The organism is Paracoccus albicereus, from assembly GCF_024359525.1.
Lineage (GTDB): Bacteria > Pseudomonadota > Alphaproteobacteria > Rhodobacterales > Rhodobacteraceae > Paracoccus > Paracoccus albicereus.
This window is the reverse complement of the sequence record NZ_JAKZEU010000001.1, coordinates 130,926-148,799: the sequence shown is the minus strand read 5'-3', so window position 1 is coordinate 148,799 and position 17,874 is coordinate 130,926. Positions and strand designations below refer to the sequence as shown.

At 65.2% G+C, this 17,874-nt stretch carries 19 protein-coding genes and 2 pseudogenes; 12 read left to right on the top strand and 9 right to left on the bottom strand.

Annotated elements, in window-relative coordinates:
- Nucleotides 1-17: 17 nt before the first annotated feature.
- The gene (locus MLD63_RS00770) at nucleotides 18-992 is read left to right on the top strand and encodes a DMT family transporter (RefSeq protein WP_255327930.1); all 975 of its coding nucleotides are present in this window, start codon (nucleotides 18-20) and stop codon (nucleotides 990-992) included.
- Here MLD63_RS00770 and MLD63_RS00765 read toward each other — a convergent pair.
- Nucleotides 913-3,033: a lytic transglycosylase domain-containing protein gene (locus MLD63_RS00765; RefSeq protein WP_255327929.1), complete on the bottom strand. Its 2,121-nt coding sequence runs from the start codon at nucleotides 3,031-3,033 to the stop codon at nucleotides 913-915. The genes MLD63_RS00770 and MLD63_RS00765 overlap by 80 nt on opposite strands.
- A gap of 109 nt (nucleotides 3,034-3,142) precedes the next feature.
- Between MLD63_RS00765 and dapA the strand changes: the two genes are divergently transcribed.
- Nucleotides 3,143-4,018: a 4-hydroxy-tetrahydrodipicolinate synthase gene (gene dapA / locus MLD63_RS00760; protein ID WP_255327928.1), complete on the top strand. Its 876-nt coding sequence runs from the start codon at nucleotides 3,143-3,145 to the stop codon at nucleotides 4,016-4,018.
- 109 nt (nucleotides 4,019-4,127) lie between these two features.
- Nucleotides 4,128-4,997, top strand: a complete 870-nt coding sequence (yghU, locus tag MLD63_RS00755) for a glutathione-dependent disulfide-bond oxidoreductase (RefSeq protein WP_255327927.1) — start codon at nucleotides 4,128-4,130, stop codon at nucleotides 4,995-4,997.
- Nucleotides 4,998-5,048: 51 nt separating this feature from the next.
- On the opposite strand, the gene ilvC is transcribed toward yghU, so the two are convergent.
- The gene (gene ilvC, locus MLD63_RS00750) at nucleotides 5,049-6,071 is read right to left on the bottom strand and encodes a ketol-acid reductoisomerase (protein WP_255327926.1); all 1,023 of its coding nucleotides are present in this window, start codon (nucleotides 6,069-6,071) and stop codon (nucleotides 5,049-5,051) included.
- Nucleotides 6,072-6,203: 132 nt separating this feature from the next.
- Here ilvC and MLD63_RS00745 point away from each other — a divergent pair, with 132 nt between their 5' ends.
- Nucleotides 6,204-6,659: an Lrp/AsnC family transcriptional regulator gene (locus MLD63_RS00745; protein ID WP_255327925.1), complete on the top strand. Its 456-nt coding sequence runs from the start codon at nucleotides 6,204-6,206 to the stop codon at nucleotides 6,657-6,659.
- Nucleotides 6,656-7,120, top strand: coding sequence for an Lrp/AsnC family transcriptional regulator (locus MLD63_RS00740; RefSeq protein ID WP_255327924.1), 465 nt, complete (start codon nucleotides 6,656-6,658; stop codon nucleotides 7,118-7,120). The genes MLD63_RS00745 and MLD63_RS00740 overlap by 4 nt, the downstream gene beginning before the upstream one ends.
- Here the strand turns inward: MLD63_RS00740 and MLD63_RS00735 are convergent, their stop codons facing one another.
- Both MLD63_RS00735 and MLD63_RS00730 read right to left on the bottom strand, forming a co-directional pair.
- Nucleotides 7,121-8,305 (bottom strand): UbiH/UbiF family hydroxylase, encoded by a 1,185-nt coding sequence (locus MLD63_RS00735; protein WP_255327923.1) that lies wholly within the window; start codon nucleotides 8,303-8,305, stop codon nucleotides 7,121-7,123.
- Nucleotides 8,302-8,997: a pyrimidine 5'-nucleotidase gene (locus tag MLD63_RS00730; protein ID WP_255327922.1), complete on the bottom strand. Its 696-nt coding sequence runs from the start codon at nucleotides 8,995-8,997 to the stop codon at nucleotides 8,302-8,304. Before MLD63_RS00730 ends, MLD63_RS00735 begins: the two co-directional genes overlap by 4 nt.
- A gap of 66 nt (nucleotides 8,998-9,063) precedes the next feature.
- On the opposite strand from MLD63_RS00730, the gene MLD63_RS00725 reads away from it, so the two are divergent.
- The 4 genes and pseudogenes from MLD63_RS00725 to MLD63_RS00710 all read left to right on the top strand — a co-directional run bounded on the left by MLD63_RS00725 (nucleotide 9,064) and on the right by MLD63_RS00710 (nucleotide 11,270).
- Complete coding sequence (locus MLD63_RS00725) at nucleotides 9,064-9,690, top strand: GntR family transcriptional regulator (protein WP_255327921.1); 627 nt, start codon at nucleotides 9,064-9,066, stop codon at nucleotides 9,688-9,690.
- Complete coding sequence (locus tag MLD63_RS00720; protein ID WP_255327920.1) at nucleotides 9,683-9,982, top strand: hypothetical protein; 300 nt, start codon at nucleotides 9,683-9,685, stop codon at nucleotides 9,980-9,982. The genes MLD63_RS00725 and MLD63_RS00720 overlap by 8 nt, the downstream gene beginning before the upstream one ends.
- Nucleotides 9,979-10,609, top strand: a pseudogene (locus MLD63_RS00715) (DNA-3-methyladenine glycosylase family protein). Before MLD63_RS00720 ends, MLD63_RS00715 begins: the two are co-directional and overlap by 4 nt.
- Before the next feature lie 10 nt (nucleotides 10,610-10,619).
- Nucleotides 10,620-11,270, top strand: coding sequence for an alpha/beta hydrolase (locus MLD63_RS00710; protein WP_255327919.1), 651 nt, complete (start codon nucleotides 10,620-10,622; stop codon nucleotides 11,268-11,270).
- 175 nt (nucleotides 11,271-11,445) lie between these two features.
- Here MLD63_RS00710 and MLD63_RS00705 read toward each other — a convergent pair whose 3' ends face one another.
- Nucleotides 11,446-11,880 (bottom strand): VOC family protein, encoded by a 435-nt coding sequence (locus tag MLD63_RS00705; protein ID WP_255327918.1) that lies wholly within the window; start codon nucleotides 11,878-11,880, stop codon nucleotides 11,446-11,448.
- A gap of 223 nt (nucleotides 11,881-12,103) precedes the next feature.
- Between MLD63_RS00705 and MLD63_RS00700 the strand changes: the two genes are divergently transcribed.
- Nucleotides 12,104-12,700, top strand: a complete 597-nt coding sequence (locus tag MLD63_RS00700) for an HNH endonuclease (RefSeq protein ID WP_255327916.1) — start codon at nucleotides 12,104-12,106, stop codon at nucleotides 12,698-12,700.
- 4 nt (nucleotides 12,701-12,704) lie between these two features.
- Here MLD63_RS00700 and MLD63_RS00695 read toward each other — a convergent pair.
- The 3 genes and pseudogenes from MLD63_RS00695 to MLD63_RS00685 form a co-directional block, all read right to left on the bottom strand.
- Nucleotides 12,705-13,322: pseudogene (locus MLD63_RS00695) on the bottom strand (DUF1638 domain-containing protein); the annotation flags it as partial.
- Nucleotides 13,312-13,491 (bottom strand): hypothetical protein, encoded by a 180-nt coding sequence (locus MLD63_RS00690; RefSeq protein WP_255327915.1) that lies wholly within the window; start codon nucleotides 13,489-13,491, stop codon nucleotides 13,312-13,314. The pseudogene MLD63_RS00695 and the gene MLD63_RS00690, both read right to left, overlap by 11 nt.
- A 141-nt stretch (nucleotides 13,492-13,632) precedes the next feature.
- Nucleotides 13,633-14,340, bottom strand: a complete 708-nt coding sequence (locus MLD63_RS00685; protein WP_255327914.1) for a cobalamin B12-binding domain-containing protein — start codon at nucleotides 14,338-14,340, stop codon at nucleotides 13,633-13,635.
- Between the two features lie 141 nt (nucleotides 14,341-14,481).
- Between MLD63_RS00685 and MLD63_RS00680 the strand changes: the two genes are divergently transcribed.
- Nucleotides 14,482-15,561, top strand: coding sequence for a PA0069 family radical SAM protein (locus MLD63_RS00680; protein ID WP_255327913.1), 1,080 nt, complete (start codon nucleotides 14,482-14,484; stop codon nucleotides 15,559-15,561).
- A gap of 38 nt (nucleotides 15,562-15,599) precedes the next feature.
- A complete protein-coding gene (locus tag MLD63_RS00675; protein WP_255327912.1) occupies nucleotides 15,600-16,793 on the top strand; it encodes a winged helix-turn-helix domain-containing protein in 1,194 nt (397 codons plus the stop codon).
- Here the strand turns inward: MLD63_RS00675 and bmt are convergent.
- Nucleotides 16,790-17,800 carry a betaine--homocysteine S-methyltransferase gene (gene bmt / locus MLD63_RS00670; protein ID WP_255327911.1) on the bottom strand — a complete coding sequence of 337 codons (1,011 nt, stop codon included), beginning with the start codon at nucleotides 17,798-17,800 and terminating at the stop codon, nucleotides 16,790-16,792. The two genes, MLD63_RS00675 and bmt, sit on opposite strands and share 4 nt — an antisense overlap.
- Nucleotides 17,801-17,874: the final 74 nt, after the last annotated feature.

Here is a 17,874-nt window from a genome sequence, read left to right as displayed (position 1 = left end):
CCATCCAAGGTCGCGCCATGCCGGAACCGACGCTTACCCTTCCCCTGATCGCCCCGCTTCCGCCGGTCAATCCGGGCGACAAGCCTGATCGCAGCGGCTTCGCGATCCTGCTGATGTGCACGGTCAGCCTCCTGTTCGCAATCCAGGACGGATTCTCGAAGCAACTCGGCGCGGAATATCCCCCGCTGCTGGTGGTTATGATCCGGTTCTGGGTCTTTGCGATCTTCGTGACGATGCTGGTCGCCCGCAAGCCGGGCGGGTTGCGGGCTGCCGTGCGCTCTCGCCGGCCGGTGATGCAGATCGTCCGCGGCCTGCTGCTGGCGGCCGAGGTCGTGGTGATGGTCGAGGCGTTCGTGCGCCTTGGTCTGGTTGAAACGCACGCGCTTTTCACCGTCTATCCGCTGATGGTCGCGGCTTTGTCCGGCCCGGTTCTGGGTGAAAAGGTCGGCTGGCGGCGCTGGCTCGCCATCGGGGCGGGCTTTGTCGGGATCCTGATCATCCTGCAGCCGGGCGCGCGTGCGCTGTCGGTCGAGGCACTGCTGCCGCTTTCTGCTGCGGTCATGTTCGCGGTCTACGGGCTGCTGACGCGGATGGTTGCGCGCGACGACAGCGCGATGGTCAGCTTTTTCTGGACCGCGATGGCGGGTGCGGTCGGCATGACCCTGGTCGGGCTGAAGGACTGGCAATGGCTTGCGCCGGTCGACTGGCTGTGGATGGCCTGTCTCTGCGTGGTTTCGATCACCTCGCATTACCTGCTGATCCGCGCTTACGAGCTGGCCGAGGCGTCGGTCCTGCAACCCTTTGCTTACACGCAGCTGGTCTTCGTCAGCGTGCTGGGCGTCGTCGTCTTCGGCGAAACGCTGCATATGAACGTGGTGATCGGCGCGACGATCGTGGTGGGTGCGGGGCTGTTCACTCTGTGGCGGTCGCAGGTGCGGGCGCGCCAGCAGGCGGCCCGGCAGGCGGCGGAGGCCGGTCGGACGCGGTCCTGAGATCCGGCGGCACCCAATCGGTCGGCAGGCGAGGCCCGATGAAGGGTTTCGCCGGGGGATGCGCGGATCGGACAAGGTTCAGGCGCGGCGGCGGCGGGGGCAGGATGCCACCCCCGGTCAGGTCCCAAGTCGGCACGACCGGGACAGGATGTCCCGCGATCCGGGCGCGGTAGATCGGCATCGCCTCGGTCACACGCATGACGTAGTTGCGCGTCTCGTCGAAGGGGATCAGCTCGACCCAGTCGACCGGATCGACATTCTTGCGCAGGTCGCCGAAATCGCCCAGCCAGCGCGCCGGTCGGCCCGGCCCGGCGTTGTAGCCGGACGCGGTCAGCGCGGTCGAGGCGCCGAAGCGGTCGCGCAATCCCTTCAGATAAGCCGCGCCAAGGCGGGCGTTGTAGGCGGGGTCGGTGGTCAGGCGAGCCAGCTGATAGGGTTCGCCGATATCGCGCGCCATCATCTCGGCCGTGCCCGGCATCACCTGCATCAGACCCTTGGCGCCGACCGGGCTGCTGACCGCGAAGTTGAATTCGCTTTCCTGTCGCGCGATTGCCATGACCAGTTCGGCCGGCACGCCGAGTTCGCTGTCCTGAAGCCCGGTCAGCGGGAAGTGAGCGGCGGGATAGATGGCGCCTTGGTTCGCGGCCATCTTCGACAGCCGCAGCGCGTGCCACGGCGCGCCCGCTTCCAGCATCAGCCGCGCCATGCGGGCGGTGTCGTCCGGCGCCGCGGTTTCGGCCAGATGCAGAAAGAAGCGCTGCGCCTCGTCCCGCCGGCCCGTGGCCAGCAACCACAGCCCGGCGCGGAAGATCGTATTGTCGCCCAGGGCAGCGCGCCGCCAATCGGGCAGCGTCTCGATCGCAGCGCCGGGCACGGCATAGGCCGCGGGCAGGGTTGCACCGGTCTTTTCCGCGGCAAGCTGCCCGTAATAGGTGCCGATATGGTCGGCGGCTTGGGCGTAAGCATCCTGCGCCGCTGCCGTATCGCCCAGATCCTCATGGGCGCGACCCTGCCAGTAAAGTGCGCGCGACGTACTGATCGCGCTGCCGACGACGGTTTCAAGGTGGTTGAAATGATGCAGCGCGCGCGCGGGCTGGTCCTGGTGCAGCGCCGCAAATCCTGCGAGCCATTCGAGATCGGGATAATGACGGTTCTCGGGCGTCAGGTGATGGTTGGCGGCCAGCCGCTCTGCCAGCTTCCAGTCACCGCCCCGCATCGCGAGCCGCGAGTAATCGACGCGCATCTGCGCCCAGGCATCGGGATTGCGCAGCGTGGCTGCATTGGCCGAGGCGCCCAGCATCAGATCACGCGCGCCGTCGTGCAGCTTGGCGCGCACGCGCCATCGGAAGCGGTCGAGCGTCAATCCGGGATCGGCGCGGGCGCTGTCGGGCAGCGCCTCGATCAGGTCATCGACGCCGGTGCGGCCCGCCTGAAGCGCGATCCGTGCGAATGGCAGCGCCCGTGCCGGTTCAGGCAGCAGATCAAGGCTGCGTTCCGCCGCTGCCCACTCGCCGGCATCCAGAAGCGCCGCGATCCGTTCGCCGTGAAGCGGCTGCAGTTCCGCCCCAAAGGCTTCCAGCAACGTAGATTCTTCCACGGGCGACAGCGGTGCGCTGCGCCACAAGCGGGCGCGTTCAGCCGCCGCATCCTGTTCGGACATGGCTGATGCCATCGCCTGCGACGTGCGCAGGTTTGACGCGGGACTGTCACCCTGCCAGCGCAGGATCTGATCGACCGGCGTGGACGGCCCGATCTTCGCCTCGCCGCGTTCACGCAGCAGGGCGAGGCCGGGCCAGTCCGCGTTCGTCTCGACGAAGGCCAGATAATCCTCGAAATCGCCATAGCCCGCGCGCAATGCCTGCCAGCCGACCAGCGCCTGTGCCACAGGGCCCGATCGTTCCGCCGCAGCCCGTGCCGTCGTCCAGTCCCTTGCGTCGGCCGCCGCCAGCGCCAGCGCCATCGCGCCCGCATCCTCGGCCCGCGCGGGCAGGGCGACGAGCGAAAGCGTCGCAGCGGCAAGGATGTTACGAAAAAGTCCCATCGGACTTATGTCTGCGGCCCCCGGGCGCGGGGCGCAACTCACATCCTTGGCAAGGCGGATGTGCGGGCGTAGTGTCCGCGCACATTTTTTGGGCCAAAGGAAGCGTGTCATGTTCAAGGGATCGATCCCTGCCATCGTCACGCCGTTCGATGAGGACGGCGAGCTGGATATGGCGACGCTGAAGAAGCTGGTCGAGTGGCATATCGAGCAGGGCAGCAACGGCCTTGCCCCCGTGGGCACGACGGGTGAGACGCCGACGCTGACCCATGACGAGCACCGCCAGGTGATCGAGACTGTGATCCGCACCGTCGATGGCCGCATCCCGGTGATCGCGGGCGCGGGGTCGAACTCGACGCGCGAGGCGATCGGCCTCGTTCAGTTCGCGGCCGAGGCCGGGGCACAGGGCGCGCTGGTCGTCACGCCCTATTACAACAAGCCGACGCAGGCCGGCATGATCGCGCATTTCACCGCGCTCCACGATGCCGCGGACCTGCCGATCATCATCTACAACATTCCCCCGCGCTCGGTCATCGACATGCTGCCCGATACGATGGGCGAGTTGGCCAAGCTGAAGAACATCGTCGGCGTGAAGGACGCGACCGGCAAGCTGGAGCGGGTCAGCCAGCAGCGGATCACCTGCGGAACGGACTTCATCCAGCTGTCGGGTGAGGATGCGACGGCGCACGGCTTCAACGCCCAGGGCGGTGTCGGCTGCATCTCTGTCACCGCGAACGTGGCGCCCGCGCTCTGCGCGCAGATGCAGGCGGCGACGCTGGCGGGCGACTACGCAAAGGCGCTGGAATTGCAGGACAAGCTGATGCCCCTGCACATCGCGATCTTCGTCGAGCCGGGTCTGGTCGGCGTCAAATATGCGATGTCGCGTCTGGGGCTTTGCAACGAACGGGTCCGCCTGCCGCTGACGCCGCTGACCGAGCCGACGAGACGCCTGATCGACGCGGCGATGGCCCATGCCGGCCTGATCTGACCGTCCGCGCCGGGTCGTCCTGGTCGAACACCGCGTTCGGCCCGGCCCTGCATTGATCTTTCCAGCCCGCGCGCACATGTCGGTTGTCAAGCAACCGACAGGAGCGATCATGGCCAACGATTACACACCACCCAAGGTCTGGACATGGGACAAGGAAAATGGCGGCGCCTTTTCCAAAACCAATCGTCCCATCGCGGGGGCGACGCATGACAAGGACTTGCCGGTGGGCAAGCATCCGCTGCAGCTATACTCGCTGGCCACGCCCAACGGGCAGAAGGTCACGATCCTGCTGGAAGAACTTCTTGAGGCCGGGAAGAATGCCGAATACGACGCCTGGCTGATCGATATCGGCGAGGGCGACCAGTTCGGCAGCGGGTTCGTCGAGGTCAATCCGAACTCGAAGATCCCCGCGCTGATGGACCATTCCGCCAATCCGCCCCGGCGCGTGTTCGAATCCGGCTCGATCCTGCTCTATCTCGCCGAGAAATTTGGCGCTTTCCTGCCCCAGGATGCGGATGGAAGGACCGAGACGCTGAACTGGCTGTTCTGGCAGATGGGGGCCGGCCCCTATCTGGGCGGCGGTTTCGGACATTTCTACCATTACGCGCCTGAGAAGATAGAATACGCGATCGACCGCTTCGCGATGGAGGTGAAACGCCAGCTGGACCTGCTGGACCGCACGCTCGCCGACCGCCGCTTCATCGCGGGCGATGAATACACCATCGCCGATATGGCGATCTGGCCGTGGTACGGTCGCCTGATCACCGGCGGCGCCTACGGCGATGCGGCAACCTTCCTGGATGGGCAGAGCTACAAGAACGTCGTCCGCTGGGAGGCCGAGATCGCCGAGCGTCCGGGCGTGAAGCGCGGCAAGATGGTCAACAGCAAGTCCGGCGATCCGTCGCGGCAATTGCGCGAGCGCCATGACGCCAGCGACTTCCAGACGAAGACGCAGGACAAGATCGACGGACAACCCTGAACAAAAAAGCCCGGGCGTTGCCCGGGCTTTCCTTCGAATGGGTGACTTCGCTCAGTTACGGGCGCGGTCGACCATCTTGCCTTTGGAGATCCAGGGCATCATTTCGCGCAGCTTCGCGCCGACCTGTTCGATCTGGTGTTCGTCGTTGATGCGGCGCGTGGCCTTGAACGACGGCTGGCCGACCGAGTTTTCCTGCATGAAGTCGCGTACGAACTTGCCCGACTGAATGTCGCGCAGCACAGCCTTCATCCGCGCCTTGGTTTCGTCATAGGGCAGGATGCGCGGGCCGCTGACATATTCGCCGTACTCGGCCGTGTTCGAGATCGAGTAGTTCATGTTCGCGATGCCGCCTTCGTAGATCAGGTCCACGATCAGCTTTACCTCGTGCAGGCACTCGAAATACGCCATCTCGGGCTCGTAGCCCGCTTCCACAAGCGTCTCGAACCCCATGCGGATCAGCTCAACCAGACCGCCGCACAGGACCGCCTGTTCGCCGAAGAGGTCGGTTTCGCATTCCTCGCGGAAATCGGTCTCGATGATGCCCGAACGGCCGCCGCCGATGGCCGAGCAATAGGAGAGCGCCAGATCCAGCGCCTTGCCGGAGGCGTCGTTGTTCACAGCCACAAGGCAAGGCACGCCGCCGCCCTTGACGTATTCGCCGCGAACCGTGTGGCCGGGGCCCTTGGGCGCCATCATGATGACGTCGACGCCGGGCTTCGGCTCGATCAGGCCGAAATGGACGTTCAGGCCGTGGGCGAAGGCGATCGCAGCACCCTCGCGCAGGTTGTCGTGGACGTGCTTGCGATAGGTGTCGGCCTGCAGTTCGTCGGGCATGGTGAACATGATCAGGTCGGCCCACTTGGCGGCCTCGGCGATGCCCATCACCTGAAGGCCTTCGCCTTCGGCCTTGGCTTTGCTGGGCGAGCCGTCGCGCAGGGCGACAACGACGTTCTTGGCACCGGAGTCGCGCAGGTTCAGCGCATGGGCGTGGCCTTGGCTGCCATAGCCGAGAATGGCGATCTTCTTGTCCTTGATCAGGTTCACATCGCAATCGCGATCGTAATAGACGCGCATGGGGGAGCTCCTTTCGGGTTTATCGACCGGAACGTTCTAGGCTTTTGCGATCGGCGAGACTGTTCAATCTTACCGTATACGACTAAAGATGTGCGATCATCATGCTCTCTGACCTTATCGACCGAATTAATCATGCCCGACACGACAGATCGCCGCATTCTTCGCCACCTCTTCGCTGATCCTTCGCAACCCAACTCCGCGCTGGCAGAGCGGGCAGCCGTGACGCAGGCCAGTCTTTGGCGGCGGATGGACAGGATGAAGAATACCGGGGTGCTGCGCGCGATCGAGACCCGCATCGATTGGCGCGCCCTTGGGTGGGAAGTCGAGGTGAGCCTGCGCTTCACTCTGGACAAGACCGAACCACGTGCCTTCGACGAATTCATCGCCGCCGCACGCGCTGTGCCCGAGGTGATCGAGATCCAGACCTTCCTTGGCAGCGTCGATCTGCGGCTGTCGGTGATCGCGCGCGACATGGCGCATTGGCAGCAGATCTATCGCGACAGTATCCTGACCCTGCCGCATGTCGCCGACAGCGACGCGCTGATGCTGGTGTCGACCATCAAGGATGCAGCGGAGTTGCCGCTGTGAGCGCTGCTGCCGACGACACCGACCTTGCGATCCTGCGGCTGCTCGCGGGCGACGCGACGCTGGGCGCAGCCGAGATCGGGCGAAGGCTTGGGATGGGTCAACCGGCGGTCTGGCGGCGGATCAAGCGGCTGACCGAGCAGGGCGTGATCGCGGGCCGGCGGGTGGTCGTGGACAACGCGGCGTTAGGCTTTGGGGTGACCGTGTTCCTGGGGATCAAGCTGGCCGCGAAGGGTCGGACCAGCCTCGAGGATTTCGAGCGGGCCGTGACCGCCATCCCAGAGGTGCAACTGGTCCAGCATGTTCTGGGCCAGTTCGACTATCGCCTGCGGATCACCGCGCGCGACATTTCGGATTTCGAGCGGATCCTGCGGCGGCGGATCATGACCCTGCCGGGTGTGGGGCAGGTCGAGGCGAACGTGATGCTGTCGGAAGAACGTCGGCCCGGCCCGTTGGGCGGCTGATCAGAGGCCCAGGCCCGTCCGCATCAGCAGGCGGCGGACCGGCGCGACGCCGTACAGCGTCCCCAAGGCGGCGGCGCGCAGATCACGCAGGGGCTGGGCACCGGCCATGCTGGCACGGTTCAGCGCGTCGATGCCCAGAAGCCGCGCCATCGCCTCGGGCCGCCGGGTCCGGTTGTAGCGGATGAGGCCGTCGCGGCCGCCCGGTTCGTTTGCCGACATGTCCAGCAATGCGCCCAGATCGGCCAGGCTCATGTTCAGCCCTTGTGCGCCGATCGGCGGCAGGACATGCGCGGCCTCGGCGATCAGCGCGGTGCGGGGGCCGCTGAAGCGGTCGGCGATCTGGCTGATGATCGGCCATTCGGACAGCCGTGTGATCGGGGTCAGATGGCCCAGTACGCCCGCAGAACGCTCGTTCAGCGCGGTCACGAAATCCTCGGTCGGCAAGGTTCGCAGCCGCGCGATCTCGGGGCCCCGGTCCATCCAGACGACTGCCGAACGGGGCAACCCGTCGCGGTCGGGCAGCGGCACCAGCGTGAACGGGCCGCCGCTGCGGTGCACCTCGGTCGAGACGTTGCCGTGGGGCGTCTCATGGCTGACCGCGAAGGCGAGCGCCTTCTGGCCATAGCGGAAGGTGCGGACCCCGATCCCCGACGCTTGCCGAACGGGGGAAGTGCGACCGTCCGCCCCGATGATCAGCCGTGCGCGGACCCTGTCGCCGTCGCTGAGCGACACCACCGACGCGTCGTCCCGCGCCACGATGCCGGCGGTCGCAGTGCCGGGCCGCAACTCGACAGTCCCGAGGTCTTGCAGATGGGCGACGAGTTCACGCCGGATCAGCCAGTTGGGCAGGTTCCAGCCAAACGGTCGGTCACCGATCTCGGCGGCATCGAAGTCACGGGTTAGGCGCGGCGTGGCTGTGGTTCCGCCCGCATCGACGATCCGCATCACCTGCAGCGGGGTGGCGTGCGGTGACAGGCGGTCCCACAGGCCGATCCGGTCCAGCAGATCGACCGACGGCGCCAGAAACGCCGTCGTGCGCAGATCCGCGCCTTCGTTCGCGACATCGGTGACGGGCGGCGCCGGATCGACGCAAAGCACATGCCAGCCGCGCGATCCGAAAGCGGCGGCGGCGATCAATCCCGCCGGGCCGGCACCCGAAACGAGGACATCGACCGCATCGCTCATTCCCGAGTTTCCTCGCGTGTCACTGCCAGGGCCAGCAAGAACGCGGTCAGGTCGTCGGTCCGGTGCTGGACGTGTGGTCCGTACCTGTGCCCTGGCGGCAGCACGTCCGGGCCATGCCGGCCGTCACCCACCAGCACCGTCACCATGCCCAGGTCATGCGGCACGGTCAGGTTGCGGGGATCGTCTTCGAAAAAGGCGGCACGGGTCGGGTCGATCCCGTGGGCGTCGAGTACGATGTCATAGGCGCGCGGATCGGGCTTGGGGTGAAAGCCGGTTTCGGCCACGCCGTAGATCGCCTCGAACAGATCGGCCGCATCAAGCCCGCGATGGGTCAGAACCCGCGCGGCATAGTCCTTGTCGGCATTGGTGTGGATGATCTTGCGCCCCGGCAGCGCGGCGATGGCTGCGGCCAGGGGCGGGTCGGGCATCAATTCGGTGAAGTCGATGTCGTGAACGTCGGCCAGATAGGGCGCCGGGTCCAGCGCGTGATGCGCCATCAGGCCGGCCAGCGTCGTCCCGTGGTCGCGCCAGTACTGGTCGCGCAGATGGCTCGCCTCGGCCTCGCTCACGCCCAGTTCGCGCATCACATAGGCGGTCATCAGGCGCTCGATCTGCGAGAACAGCCGGGCGTCGGGGTGATAGAGCGTGTTGTCCAGATCGAAGATCCAGCACTCGACATGCGCGAAATCCATGATTGACGGGATAGCGCGCGGGATGGCCGCTTGCAATCGCGGGGGGCAGGGCGGAATGTGGCCGCCATGAAGGACGCCTATACATTGATCCTGTCGGCCATCGATGCCGGCGAATACCGACCGGGGGACCGGCTGGTCGAATCCGAGCTGGCCGAGCGGTTCGGGGTATCGCGCACCCCGGTCCGTGAGGCGCTGCAGCGGCTGGAAACGCAGGCGATGCTGGTGCGCGACGGGCGCAGCCTGATCGTCGCCACGCTCGACCACAACCAGCTGGCAGAGCTTTACACGGTGCGTGCGGAACTGGAGGCGCTGGCGGCGCGGCTGGCCGCCCGCCACGCGACGCCCGAGGAAGTCCGCGTGCTGGAGGGGATGATCGCCGAAGATCGAGACAGCGGTCGCGACCCCGAGGCACTGGCGCGGACAAATCGGCGTTTTCACCACCAGCTGCACCTTGCCTCGCACAACCGCTACCTGGTCCAGCAGCTTGATCTGGTGCGGCGCAGCATGGCGCTGATGGCGCGGACCACGCTGGCCGCGGAAGGGCGGGACGAAACCGCGCTGGACGAGCATCAGGCGATCGTCGATGCGATCCGCGCAGGCGACGGCGACGGCGCGGACCGTGCAGTCCGTGCGCATATCTCGCAGGCATGGGAGACGCGGTTGAAGCTGGATGCGGAACGCGTCGATGGCTGACGATGCGCTCGACGCGGCGCGCGCCGATCCGAAGGGGTTGATCCGCGAAAGCTTTCGCATCGACGGGATCACGCTTGGGGAATGTCGGACGATCTTTCTGGACTGGGCGCTGTCGCTGCCCGACGGCGTCGCCCCGGCAGAGGCGATGCGGGCGGTGCTGGACCTTTACGCGCCTGACGGGGCGGGCGGGCGGCGTGACCATCCGATGGTCACCGTCCTGTCCGAAGGGCTTGCCGCCGCGGCGCGCGCGCCTGTCCGGCGTGGCGGGAGGGCCGGGCGTTTCGCCCAATGAGGCTGATCGAGACAGAGGCGGATCTGGCCGAAGGCTGCGCGCATCTGGCGTCGGTCTGTCCAGTCTGGGCCGAGGCGCTGCCCCGCATCGGCCCGCTGCCCCTGCGACGGCGCGCAGACGGGTTCGCCGCCATTCTCGATGCGATCGTATCACAACAGATTTCGGTCGCGGCGGCGGCCGCGATCATGGAACGTCTGCAATCCGCCGGGCTCACGGACGAGCGCAGCATCGCGGCGGCCGCAACCGGATGACTTGCGCGCCGCAGGTCTGTCTCGGCCCAAGGCACGCTACCTGCGGGCCATTGCCGCGCGCGGAATCGATTGGTCGGCGCTGCGCGATCTTTCCGATGACAAGGCGATGGCCGCGCTGGTCGCGCTGCCCGGCATTGGTGTCTGGACCGCGGAAATCTATCTGAAATTCGCGCTCGGCCGCGCCGATGTCTTCGCTGCCGGCGATCTGGCGCTGCAGGAGGCCGCGCGGCTGATGTACCGTCTTGATGAGCGCCCGAAGGAGGCAAGCCTGCGCCTGCTGGCGCAGCCTTGGGCGCCGTGGCGGTCGGTTGCGGCGCGGGGGCTCTGGGCCTATTACCGGCTTGAGAAGGGCCGACAGGGTCTGAATGCAGCGTGAAGGAGCCCCCATGGTCCGCGAGTTGACATCCGCCCGCAAAGGCCCGCGCGAAGCGCAAAGCGTCGTCGTCTTCCTGCACGGCTACGGGGCGGATGGCGCGGATCTGCTAGGCCTCGCCGACGTGCTGGGGCCGCATCTGGCGGGCACAGCGTTCTACGCGCCCGATGCGCCTGAACCCTGTGCCAACAATCCTATGGGGTTTCAGTGGTTTCCCATCCCCTGGCTGGACGGGTCGAGCGAGGAGCAGCGCAAGTCTTCGATGGACCGGTCGATCGAGGATCTTGACGCCTATCTGGACAAGGTTCTGGCGGACGAAGGATTGACGCCCGACCGGATGGTGGTCGTCGGCTTTTCGCAGGGCACGATGATGGCGCTTCACGTCGTGCCGCGCAGGGACAAGCCGGTGGCTGGGATCGTCGGTATCTCGGGGCGGCTTCTGGCGCCCGAGTTGCTGGGAGAGGTCGCGGTCAAACCGCCGGTGCTGCTTGTCCACGGCGATCAGGACCAGATGGTCCCCTTCGCCGACATGGGGCTGGCAGCGGATGCCTTGGTTCAGGCGGACTTCACCGTCTACACCCATGTCATGAAGGGCACGGGCCACGGCATCGCCCCTGACGGATTGTCTGTCGCGCTGGCCTTCATTCGCGACCGGCTGGGCTGATCTTTGCTTGCGGGCTGGGCCCTGCTGCAACCGCCGCGCCGTGATTGCGTTGGGTCGCTGAACCTGACCAGAGGATCACTGCCATGACTGTCCTGCTTGCCCTGTCACTGATGACCGTCGCCGTGCTGAGCCTGTCCGCACGGAACCGCGAACCATCCGTCGCGAAGGTCCGCCGCTAAGTTTCCGTCCAGATGGTCGGATCGGCGAGTTCGATCGAATTTCCGGCCGGATCGCGAAAATAGATTGATCGTGCTCCGTTAGGCCACTCGAAATCGGCCTCTATCTCGACATTGGATATGATCAGATGGTCGCGCCAAGCGTCCAAGAGATCGGGCGAAACCGCTAGACAGTAATGACCGGGCCCATTTGCCCCGTGGGATGGCACAGGAAATCTTGCACCAGCCTTCGGCGGACTTTCGGTGGCGGAAGCCCGGAAAACCAGCAGAACCTGTGGCGGTGTACTGGCAGTTCTGAAGAAGGCGTGGCGCCCATCGACCCGCTGGAAGCATTCCAGACCGATCGTGTCGGTCCAGAACCGTATCGCTTCCTCAAGGTCGTCTGCATATAGCGCGGATTCGAGTGTGCCGAGTATCGGGGGAGGTCTGCTCATGACTTGGACCCTTTGCGGTGATGACCGCTCACCCTCGCATCCGGACTGTGGAATTCAACCCATCGGGCAACATGGTTTCGCGTCACGGCGTTGTCACCTTCTGGCGATAGAAGGCTGGGCATACATCCGGGGACTTGCCAGCCACCGGACGCGATATATAGTCGGCTTGAACGAATAGACGGGTCGCCCTGTCGACCCGGCCTCGACGGACGGGATACGGGCGATGCTGGACCATCACGACACGGACTTCCGAACTCAGTTCGTGCGCGAGCCCGGCGCGTTGCGTCAGCATCCGGCCTTGGTCCTGAACGCCGATTATCGACCGCTGTCCTATTACCCCCTTTCGCTTTGGCCGTGGCAGGAGGCCATCAAGGCGGTGTTCCTGGATCGCGTCTCGATTCTTGCGGAATATGATGACGTCGTTCGAAGTCAGCGGCAGGCGTTCCGGATACCGTCCGTGGTGGTGCTGAAAGATTACGTCAAACCCAAGAAGCGCGTGGCCTTCACGCGCTTCAATCTTTTTTTGCGTGACGAATTCTGCTGCCAGTATTGCGGATCGAAGGGGGAATTGACCTTCGATCACGTGGTCCCGCGCTCTCGGGGCGGTGTCACCAGTTGGGATAATGTCGTCGCGGCCTGCTCACCTTGCAATCTTCGCAAGGCGAACAAGTCGTTGCGCCATTCCGGGATGTCCTTGCGCAGGCGTCCCCGTCAGCCGTCGGCAGACGAGATGCACGCCGTCGGCCGGCGCTTTCCGCCGAACCACCTGCACGAAAGCTGGATGGATTTCCTTTACTGGGACGCCGAACTGGAAAGCTGAGACGCCCCGCAAGGTAGCCCGGCAAGTCGCCGTAGCCGGTCTTGCGTCGTTGATAGGCCAGTCCCAGCCTTGCCGCAGCCTCTTCCGCCTTGGCGTCCAGCGCCGGGTCTTCGGTCTGGGCCAGATAGATCAACCGGTCGTAATGCGCGAAATAGATGTCGCGCAGTTCGGGGTGCCGATCGAGGCCCATCGCGCGCCACACGAAAGCGTCGAACTGGCGAACCAGAAAATCGGTCAGGAAGAAGGCGGTGAACTCATCCTCGGCCCGAGCGGCATGGGCGTCGATTCCGTCGAAGAAGGCATAGCAGTGGGGGCCGGGAATCATCTCGACCCCCAGCTCTTCGCATCGCGCCTTCAGCAGCCCGCCGGTGCCGCAATCTGCATACACGACGACGATCCGGTCATATCCATAGCCATGCTTCGCGACCGCCGCCGCAACCGCGTCGGGGATCTTTTCGGGACGCAGATGCAGTTCAGCAGGCAGGCAATGCAGGTCCATGTGATGCCAGTTGTTGGCGTCACGGATTGCGATGATTTCTTTAGCCAAGGCACCACATGCCAGCAGCAGCGTGCGGAGCGGGGCAGGAATATCGGTCTGGTGAATGGGGGCGTCAGCCCTCATGATCGCGCATCGACAGGTGCAGCACGGCCGCCCCGGTCAACGCGATCAGGGCAAGAGCCACAAGCGGGACGCCCGCCGACAGCGTCGCCCAGATCGTCAGGGCGGCCGCCATGATCACGGCGGCTATCATCAGCAGGAAATGCGGCAGCGGCATGATGTCCTCACTCATCTTGCTCATCTCAATATGAGACCCGGCCGACCGGATTGAAAGGGTCAGTTGATGAGAAAGCATCAGAAGTGATCCGGGGATCCATCACGCGGCAGGATCCTGCCGCGTAATCGCGCATTAGGCCGCGAGCGTCCCGGGCGATCAGCCGCCTGCGGCCAGCTGATTGTGCTTGCGCTTGATGAAATCCTTGGCCGTCTCGACCGTCACGGCGGCGTCGCGGCAATAGGCGTCGGCGCCGATGGCGCGGCCGAATTCCTCGTTCAACGGCGCCCCGCCGACCAGGACGATATAATCGTCGCGGATGCCCTGTTCCTTCATCGTGTCGATCACGACCTTCATGTAGGGCATTGTCGTGGTCAGCAGTGCCGACATGCCGATGATGTCGGCTTCTTCGCGCGCTGCCGCTTCCAGATATTTCTCGACCGCGTTGTTGATGCCAAGATCGACGACCTCAAATCCCGCACCCTCCATCATCATCGACACCAGGTTCTTGCCGATATCGTGGATGTCGCCCTTCACGGTGCCGATCACCATCTTGCCCATCCGCGGCGCGCCGGTCTCTGCCAGAAGCGGCTTCAGAATCGCCATGCCGCCCTTCATCGCATTCGCGGCAAGAAGTACCTCGGGCACGAACAGGATACCGTCGCGGAAATCGTGGCCGACGATCGTCATGCCGGCGACCAGCGCCTTGGTCAGCACGTCGTAGGGCGCCCAACCCCGTTCCAGCAGGATGTTGACGCCTTCTTCGATCTCTTCCTTCAGGCCGTCGTAAAGATCGTCCATCATCTGCTGGACAAGCTCGTCGTCGCTGAGTTCGGACAGGATGATCTCGTCGTCGTTGTCGGCCATGGCAAAGATCCTTGCAATCGTATCCGTGATCTGAAGCGGATCGCGCGCAGAAGATAGACTGAATCCGACATCGGCGCGCAAATGCGCGACGGCAGAATCGAATCGCTGGCCAATGTTCTCTCTCTGTTCTAAATTTGGACTATGCTGCCGCCTCGCAATCCTGATGAGCGTCTGAAGGCTCGTGGTGCCGATACACGGCCTGCAGGCCGGTTCGAACCGCTGCGGTCCGAGCGTGAATCGGATGGCTGGGATCTGGACGACGAACAGCATCTGCTGCGGACTGAGATCACCGAGGAACGGCCCCGCGCGATCATCACCCGCAATGCCAGCCCGGACGTGCCGTTCGACCGTTCGATCAACCCTTATCGGGGTTGCGAACACGGTTGCATCTATTGCTTCGCGCGTCCGACACATTCCTATCTGGGCCTGTCGCCGGGGCTCGATTTCGAAACGAAGATCGCCGCCAAGCCTGACGCGGCGAAGCTTCTTGAACGTGAGATCGGCAAGCCATCCTATAAGGTGGCACCCATCGCGCTTGGCACGAACACTGATCCCTATCAGCCGGCCGAGGCCAGATACCGGATCATGCCTCAGATCCTGCGCGTGCTGTCGGACTGGAACCATCCGATCACGCTGGTCACGCGCGGGCAGTTGGTGTTGCGCGACGTGCACCTGTGGGCGGAGCTTGCAGCCAAGGGTATGGCGATGGCCGGCGTGTCGCTGACTTCACTGGATCCGGCCTTGGCCCGCGCGATGGAGCCGCGCGCGCCTGCGCCGGGAACGCGGCTGCGGATGATCCGTGAACTGGCTGCTGCGGGAGTGCCCACCAGGGTCATGGTGGCGCCGATCGTCCCGGTGCTGAACGAGCCCGAGATCGAGGCGATTCTGCAGGCCGCGCGTGAGGCCGGGGCGACGACTGCCAGCATGATTCCATTGCGCTTGCCGCACGAGGTCGCGCCCCTGTTTCGCGACTGGCTGGAGCGGCACCATCCGGGCAAGGCCGCCCATATCATGCGGCGTGTGCAGTCGATGCGGGGTGGTCGCGACAACGATCCGAACTTCGGTAGCCGAATGAAGGGCGAGGGGATCGAGGTCGAGCTGATACACAAGCGGTTTCGCCTGGCCAAGCAACGGCTCGGCTACCAGACCGGGACCGCTGCGTTGGATTGCAGCCGATTTGGCCCGCCCGCGAAGGCCGGCGACCAGCTGGCCCTGTTCTGACCCCTGTCACGTCGCCGAGACGCCGTTAAGGTGGCCCCATGCGCCCGATCCTCGACAATCGAACCGCCCGCCATCTGTTCCTAGATCGGCATCTTTTGCTTCGACCTAGCACCGGGAGCGGGCGGGGCGACGATCTGCAGGGCGTGCTGAACGATCTGGGCTTCGTGCAGGTGGATAGCGTCAACACGCTGGCGCGCGCGCATGACCTGATCCTGTGGTCGCGGCGCGGACGCTACCGCCCGAAGGCACTGTCGCGCCTGGTCTCTCACGACCGATCCGCGTTCGAACACTGGACGCATGACGCATCGGTCATTCCGATGCGGTTCTATCCGATGTGGCGGCTGAAATTCGCCCGCGACGAGGCACGGATGCGGCAGCGCTGGCCCGCTTGGCAGGGAGAAGGCTGGGACGCAGAGGTTCACAAGGTCCTCGACCACGTTGCGGCCCACGGGCCGGCTTCCTCTCTGGACGTGGGCGGCGACGAGCCCAAGGGATCATCGGGCTGGTGGGAGTGGCATCCGTCGAAGACCGCGCTGGAATTCCTGTGGCGATCGGGAAAACTGGCGATCTGCCACCGTTCGGATTTTCGGAAATACTACGACCTCGCCGAACGGGTGATCCCTGCCGATGTCTTATCGACCCATCACGAGGATGCCGAAATCATCGACTGGGCGATGATGGCGGCGCTGGAAAGGCTTGGCTTCGCGACAAGCGGTGAACTGGCCGCTTTCTTCGCCATCGTCACACCGGCCGAGGCGAAGGATTGGTGCGCCGCCGCGCTGGCCGCCGGGCGGGTCATCGCCGTGGACGTAGAGATGGCGGATGGCAGCCGCCGTCGCAGCGTGACGACCGAAGCGATCCTGGCACAGGCGCAGAACCTGCCCGAGCCGGCGAACCGTGTGCGCCTGCTCTCACCCTTCGATCCGGCACTGCGAGACCGCAACCGTGCGTATCGCCTGTTCGGCTTTCACTTCCGCATCGAGATTTTCGTCCCAGAGGCGCAGCGCACCTATGGCTACTACGTCTTTCCGGTCATGCAGGGCGACCGAGTCATCGGTCGGCTGGACGTCAAGCGCGACGGCCGCACGCTGGCCGTTCGCGCGTTCTGGCCAGAGCCGGGCGTCATGATGGGCAAGGGCCGCGTCGCCGGGCTATCGGCGGAACTGGACCGCGTTCGTCATCTGGCCGGGGCCGACGACGTCGTCTTCGCCCCGGACTGGGTACGGCCCTAGCCGCGTCGACGTCCGCGCCGTTCCCGGGTCGGTCCCTCGCCATCGGTCCCGTCGCTGGCCGAGGAAAAACCGCCAAGCTTGGTCGCGATCTCGTCCAGCGTCGGCCGCTCGCCCCGCGGCCGCGTTTCCAGTGCCTCGCGCATCGCGCGCAGATGGTCGGGCATGGTACCGCAGCAACCGCCGATGATCCGAACGCCCAGGTCGCGGGCGAGGACGGCATAATCCGCCATCAGGTCGGGCGTGCCGTCATAGTGGATATGCCCGTCCTGAAAGCGCGGAATCCCCGCATTGCCCTTGGCGATGATCGGACGCTCGTTGCCCGAGGCGACGAAGCCCGTAACCGTGCGCAGCAGATCCGCCGCGCCGACGCCGCAATTGGCGCCGTAAGCGACCGGCGGGTTCTTCAGCTTTTCCACCATGGCCGACATCTGTGCAGAGGTGACGCCCATCATGGTGCGCCCGGCAGTATCGAAGCTCATCGTGCCGCACCAGGGCATCCCGGCCAGATCGGCGGCCTCGGCTGCGGCCTTGTATTCCTCGGGTGCGCTGATCGTCTCGATCCACAGAACGTCGGCTCCACCCTCTTTCAGACCCTCGGCCTGTTCGTGGAACATCTCGACGGCAGCGTTATGGGTCAGGCTACCCATCGGCGCCATGATCTCGCCGGTCGGACCGACGCTGCCGGCGAGCACGACGGGGCGACCGGCCTTGTCGGCGATCTCTCGACCAAGCTCGGCGGCGATCCGGTTCAGCTCGCGCACGCGATCCTGCGCATTGTGCAGCTTCAGACGGCTGGCATTGCCGCCGAAGCTGTTGGTCAGGAAGATGTCGGACCCCGCCTCGACCGCGCCGCGATAGAGCGTGCGAATTTTTTCGGGCTCATCGACATTCCACAATTCGGGCGGTTCGCCCGATTCCAGACCCATGTTGAAGAGGTTGGTGCCGGTCGCCCCATCGGCGAGCAGCCAGTCGCGGTCCGCAAGAAGCCGGCTCAGCGCATCACTCATCGTCTCTCCCCGTTTCGGTTTCGGACCGACATCAATCCTGTCGTTCCACGCCGCCGGCGCCACGTCAAATGGCG

What these genes read in the sequence shown, in the direction of transcription:
- MLD63_RS00770 (WP_255327930.1), top strand. Translation starts at nt 18, where the DNA reads ATGCCGGAACCGACGCTTACCCTTCCCCTGATCGCCCCGCTTCCGCCG.
- MLD63_RS00765 (WP_255327929.1), bottom strand. Translation starts at nt 3,033, where the DNA reads ATGGGACTTTTTCGTAACATCCTTGCCGCTGCGACGCTTTCGCTCGTC.
- dapA (WP_255327928.1), top strand. Translation starts at nt 3,143, where the DNA reads ATGTTCAAGGGATCGATCCCTGCCATCGTCACGCCGTTCGATGAGGAC.
- yghU (WP_255327927.1), top strand. Translation starts at nt 4,128, where the DNA reads ATGGCCAACGATTACACACCACCCAAGGTCTGGACATGGGACAAGGAA.
- ilvC (WP_255327926.1), bottom strand. Translation starts at nt 6,071, where the DNA reads ATGCGCGTCTATTACGATCGCGATTGCGATGTGAACCTGATCAAGGAC.
- MLD63_RS00745 (WP_255327925.1), top strand. Translation starts at nt 6,204, where the DNA reads ATGCCCGACACGACAGATCGCCGCATTCTTCGCCACCTCTTCGCTGAT.
- MLD63_RS00735 (WP_255327923.1), bottom strand. Translation starts at nt 8,305, where the DNA reads ATGAGCGATGCGGTCGATGTCCTCGTTTCGGGTGCCGGCCCGGCGGGA.
- MLD63_RS00730 (WP_255327922.1), bottom strand. Translation starts at nt 8,997, where the DNA reads ATGGATTTCGCGCATGTCGAGTGCTGGATCTTCGATCTGGACAACACG.
- MLD63_RS00725 (WP_255327921.1), top strand. Translation starts at nt 9,064, where the DNA reads ATGAAGGACGCCTATACATTGATCCTGTCGGCCATCGATGCCGGCGAA.
- MLD63_RS00720 (WP_255327920.1), top strand. Translation starts at nt 9,683, where the DNA reads ATGGCTGACGATGCGCTCGACGCGGCGCGCGCCGATCCGAAGGGGTTG.
- MLD63_RS00710 (WP_255327919.1), top strand. Translation starts at nt 10,620, where the DNA reads ATGGTCCGCGAGTTGACATCCGCCCGCAAAGGCCCGCGCGAAGCGCAA.
- MLD63_RS00705 (WP_255327918.1), bottom strand. Translation starts at nt 11,880, where the DNA reads ATGAGCAGACCTCCCCCGATACTCGGCACACTCGAATCCGCGCTATAT.
- MLD63_RS00700 (WP_255327916.1), top strand. Translation starts at nt 12,104, where the DNA reads ATGCTGGACCATCACGACACGGACTTCCGAACTCAGTTCGTGCGCGAG.
- MLD63_RS00690 (WP_255327915.1), bottom strand. Translation starts at nt 13,491, where the DNA reads ATGAGTGAGGACATCATGCCGCTGCCGCATTTCCTGCTGATGATAGCC.
- MLD63_RS00685 (WP_255327914.1), bottom strand. Translation starts at nt 14,340, where the DNA reads ATGGCCGACAACGACGACGAGATCATCCTGTCCGAACTCAGCGACGAC.
- MLD63_RS00680 (WP_255327913.1), top strand. Translation starts at nt 14,482, where the DNA reads ATGCTGCCGCCTCGCAATCCTGATGAGCGTCTGAAGGCTCGTGGTGCC.
- MLD63_RS00675 (WP_255327912.1), top strand. Translation starts at nt 15,600, where the DNA reads ATGCGCCCGATCCTCGACAATCGAACCGCCCGCCATCTGTTCCTAGAT.
- bmt (WP_255327911.1), bottom strand. Translation starts at nt 17,800, where the DNA reads ATGAGTGATGCGCTGAGCCGGCTTCTTGCGGACCGCGACTGGCTGCTC.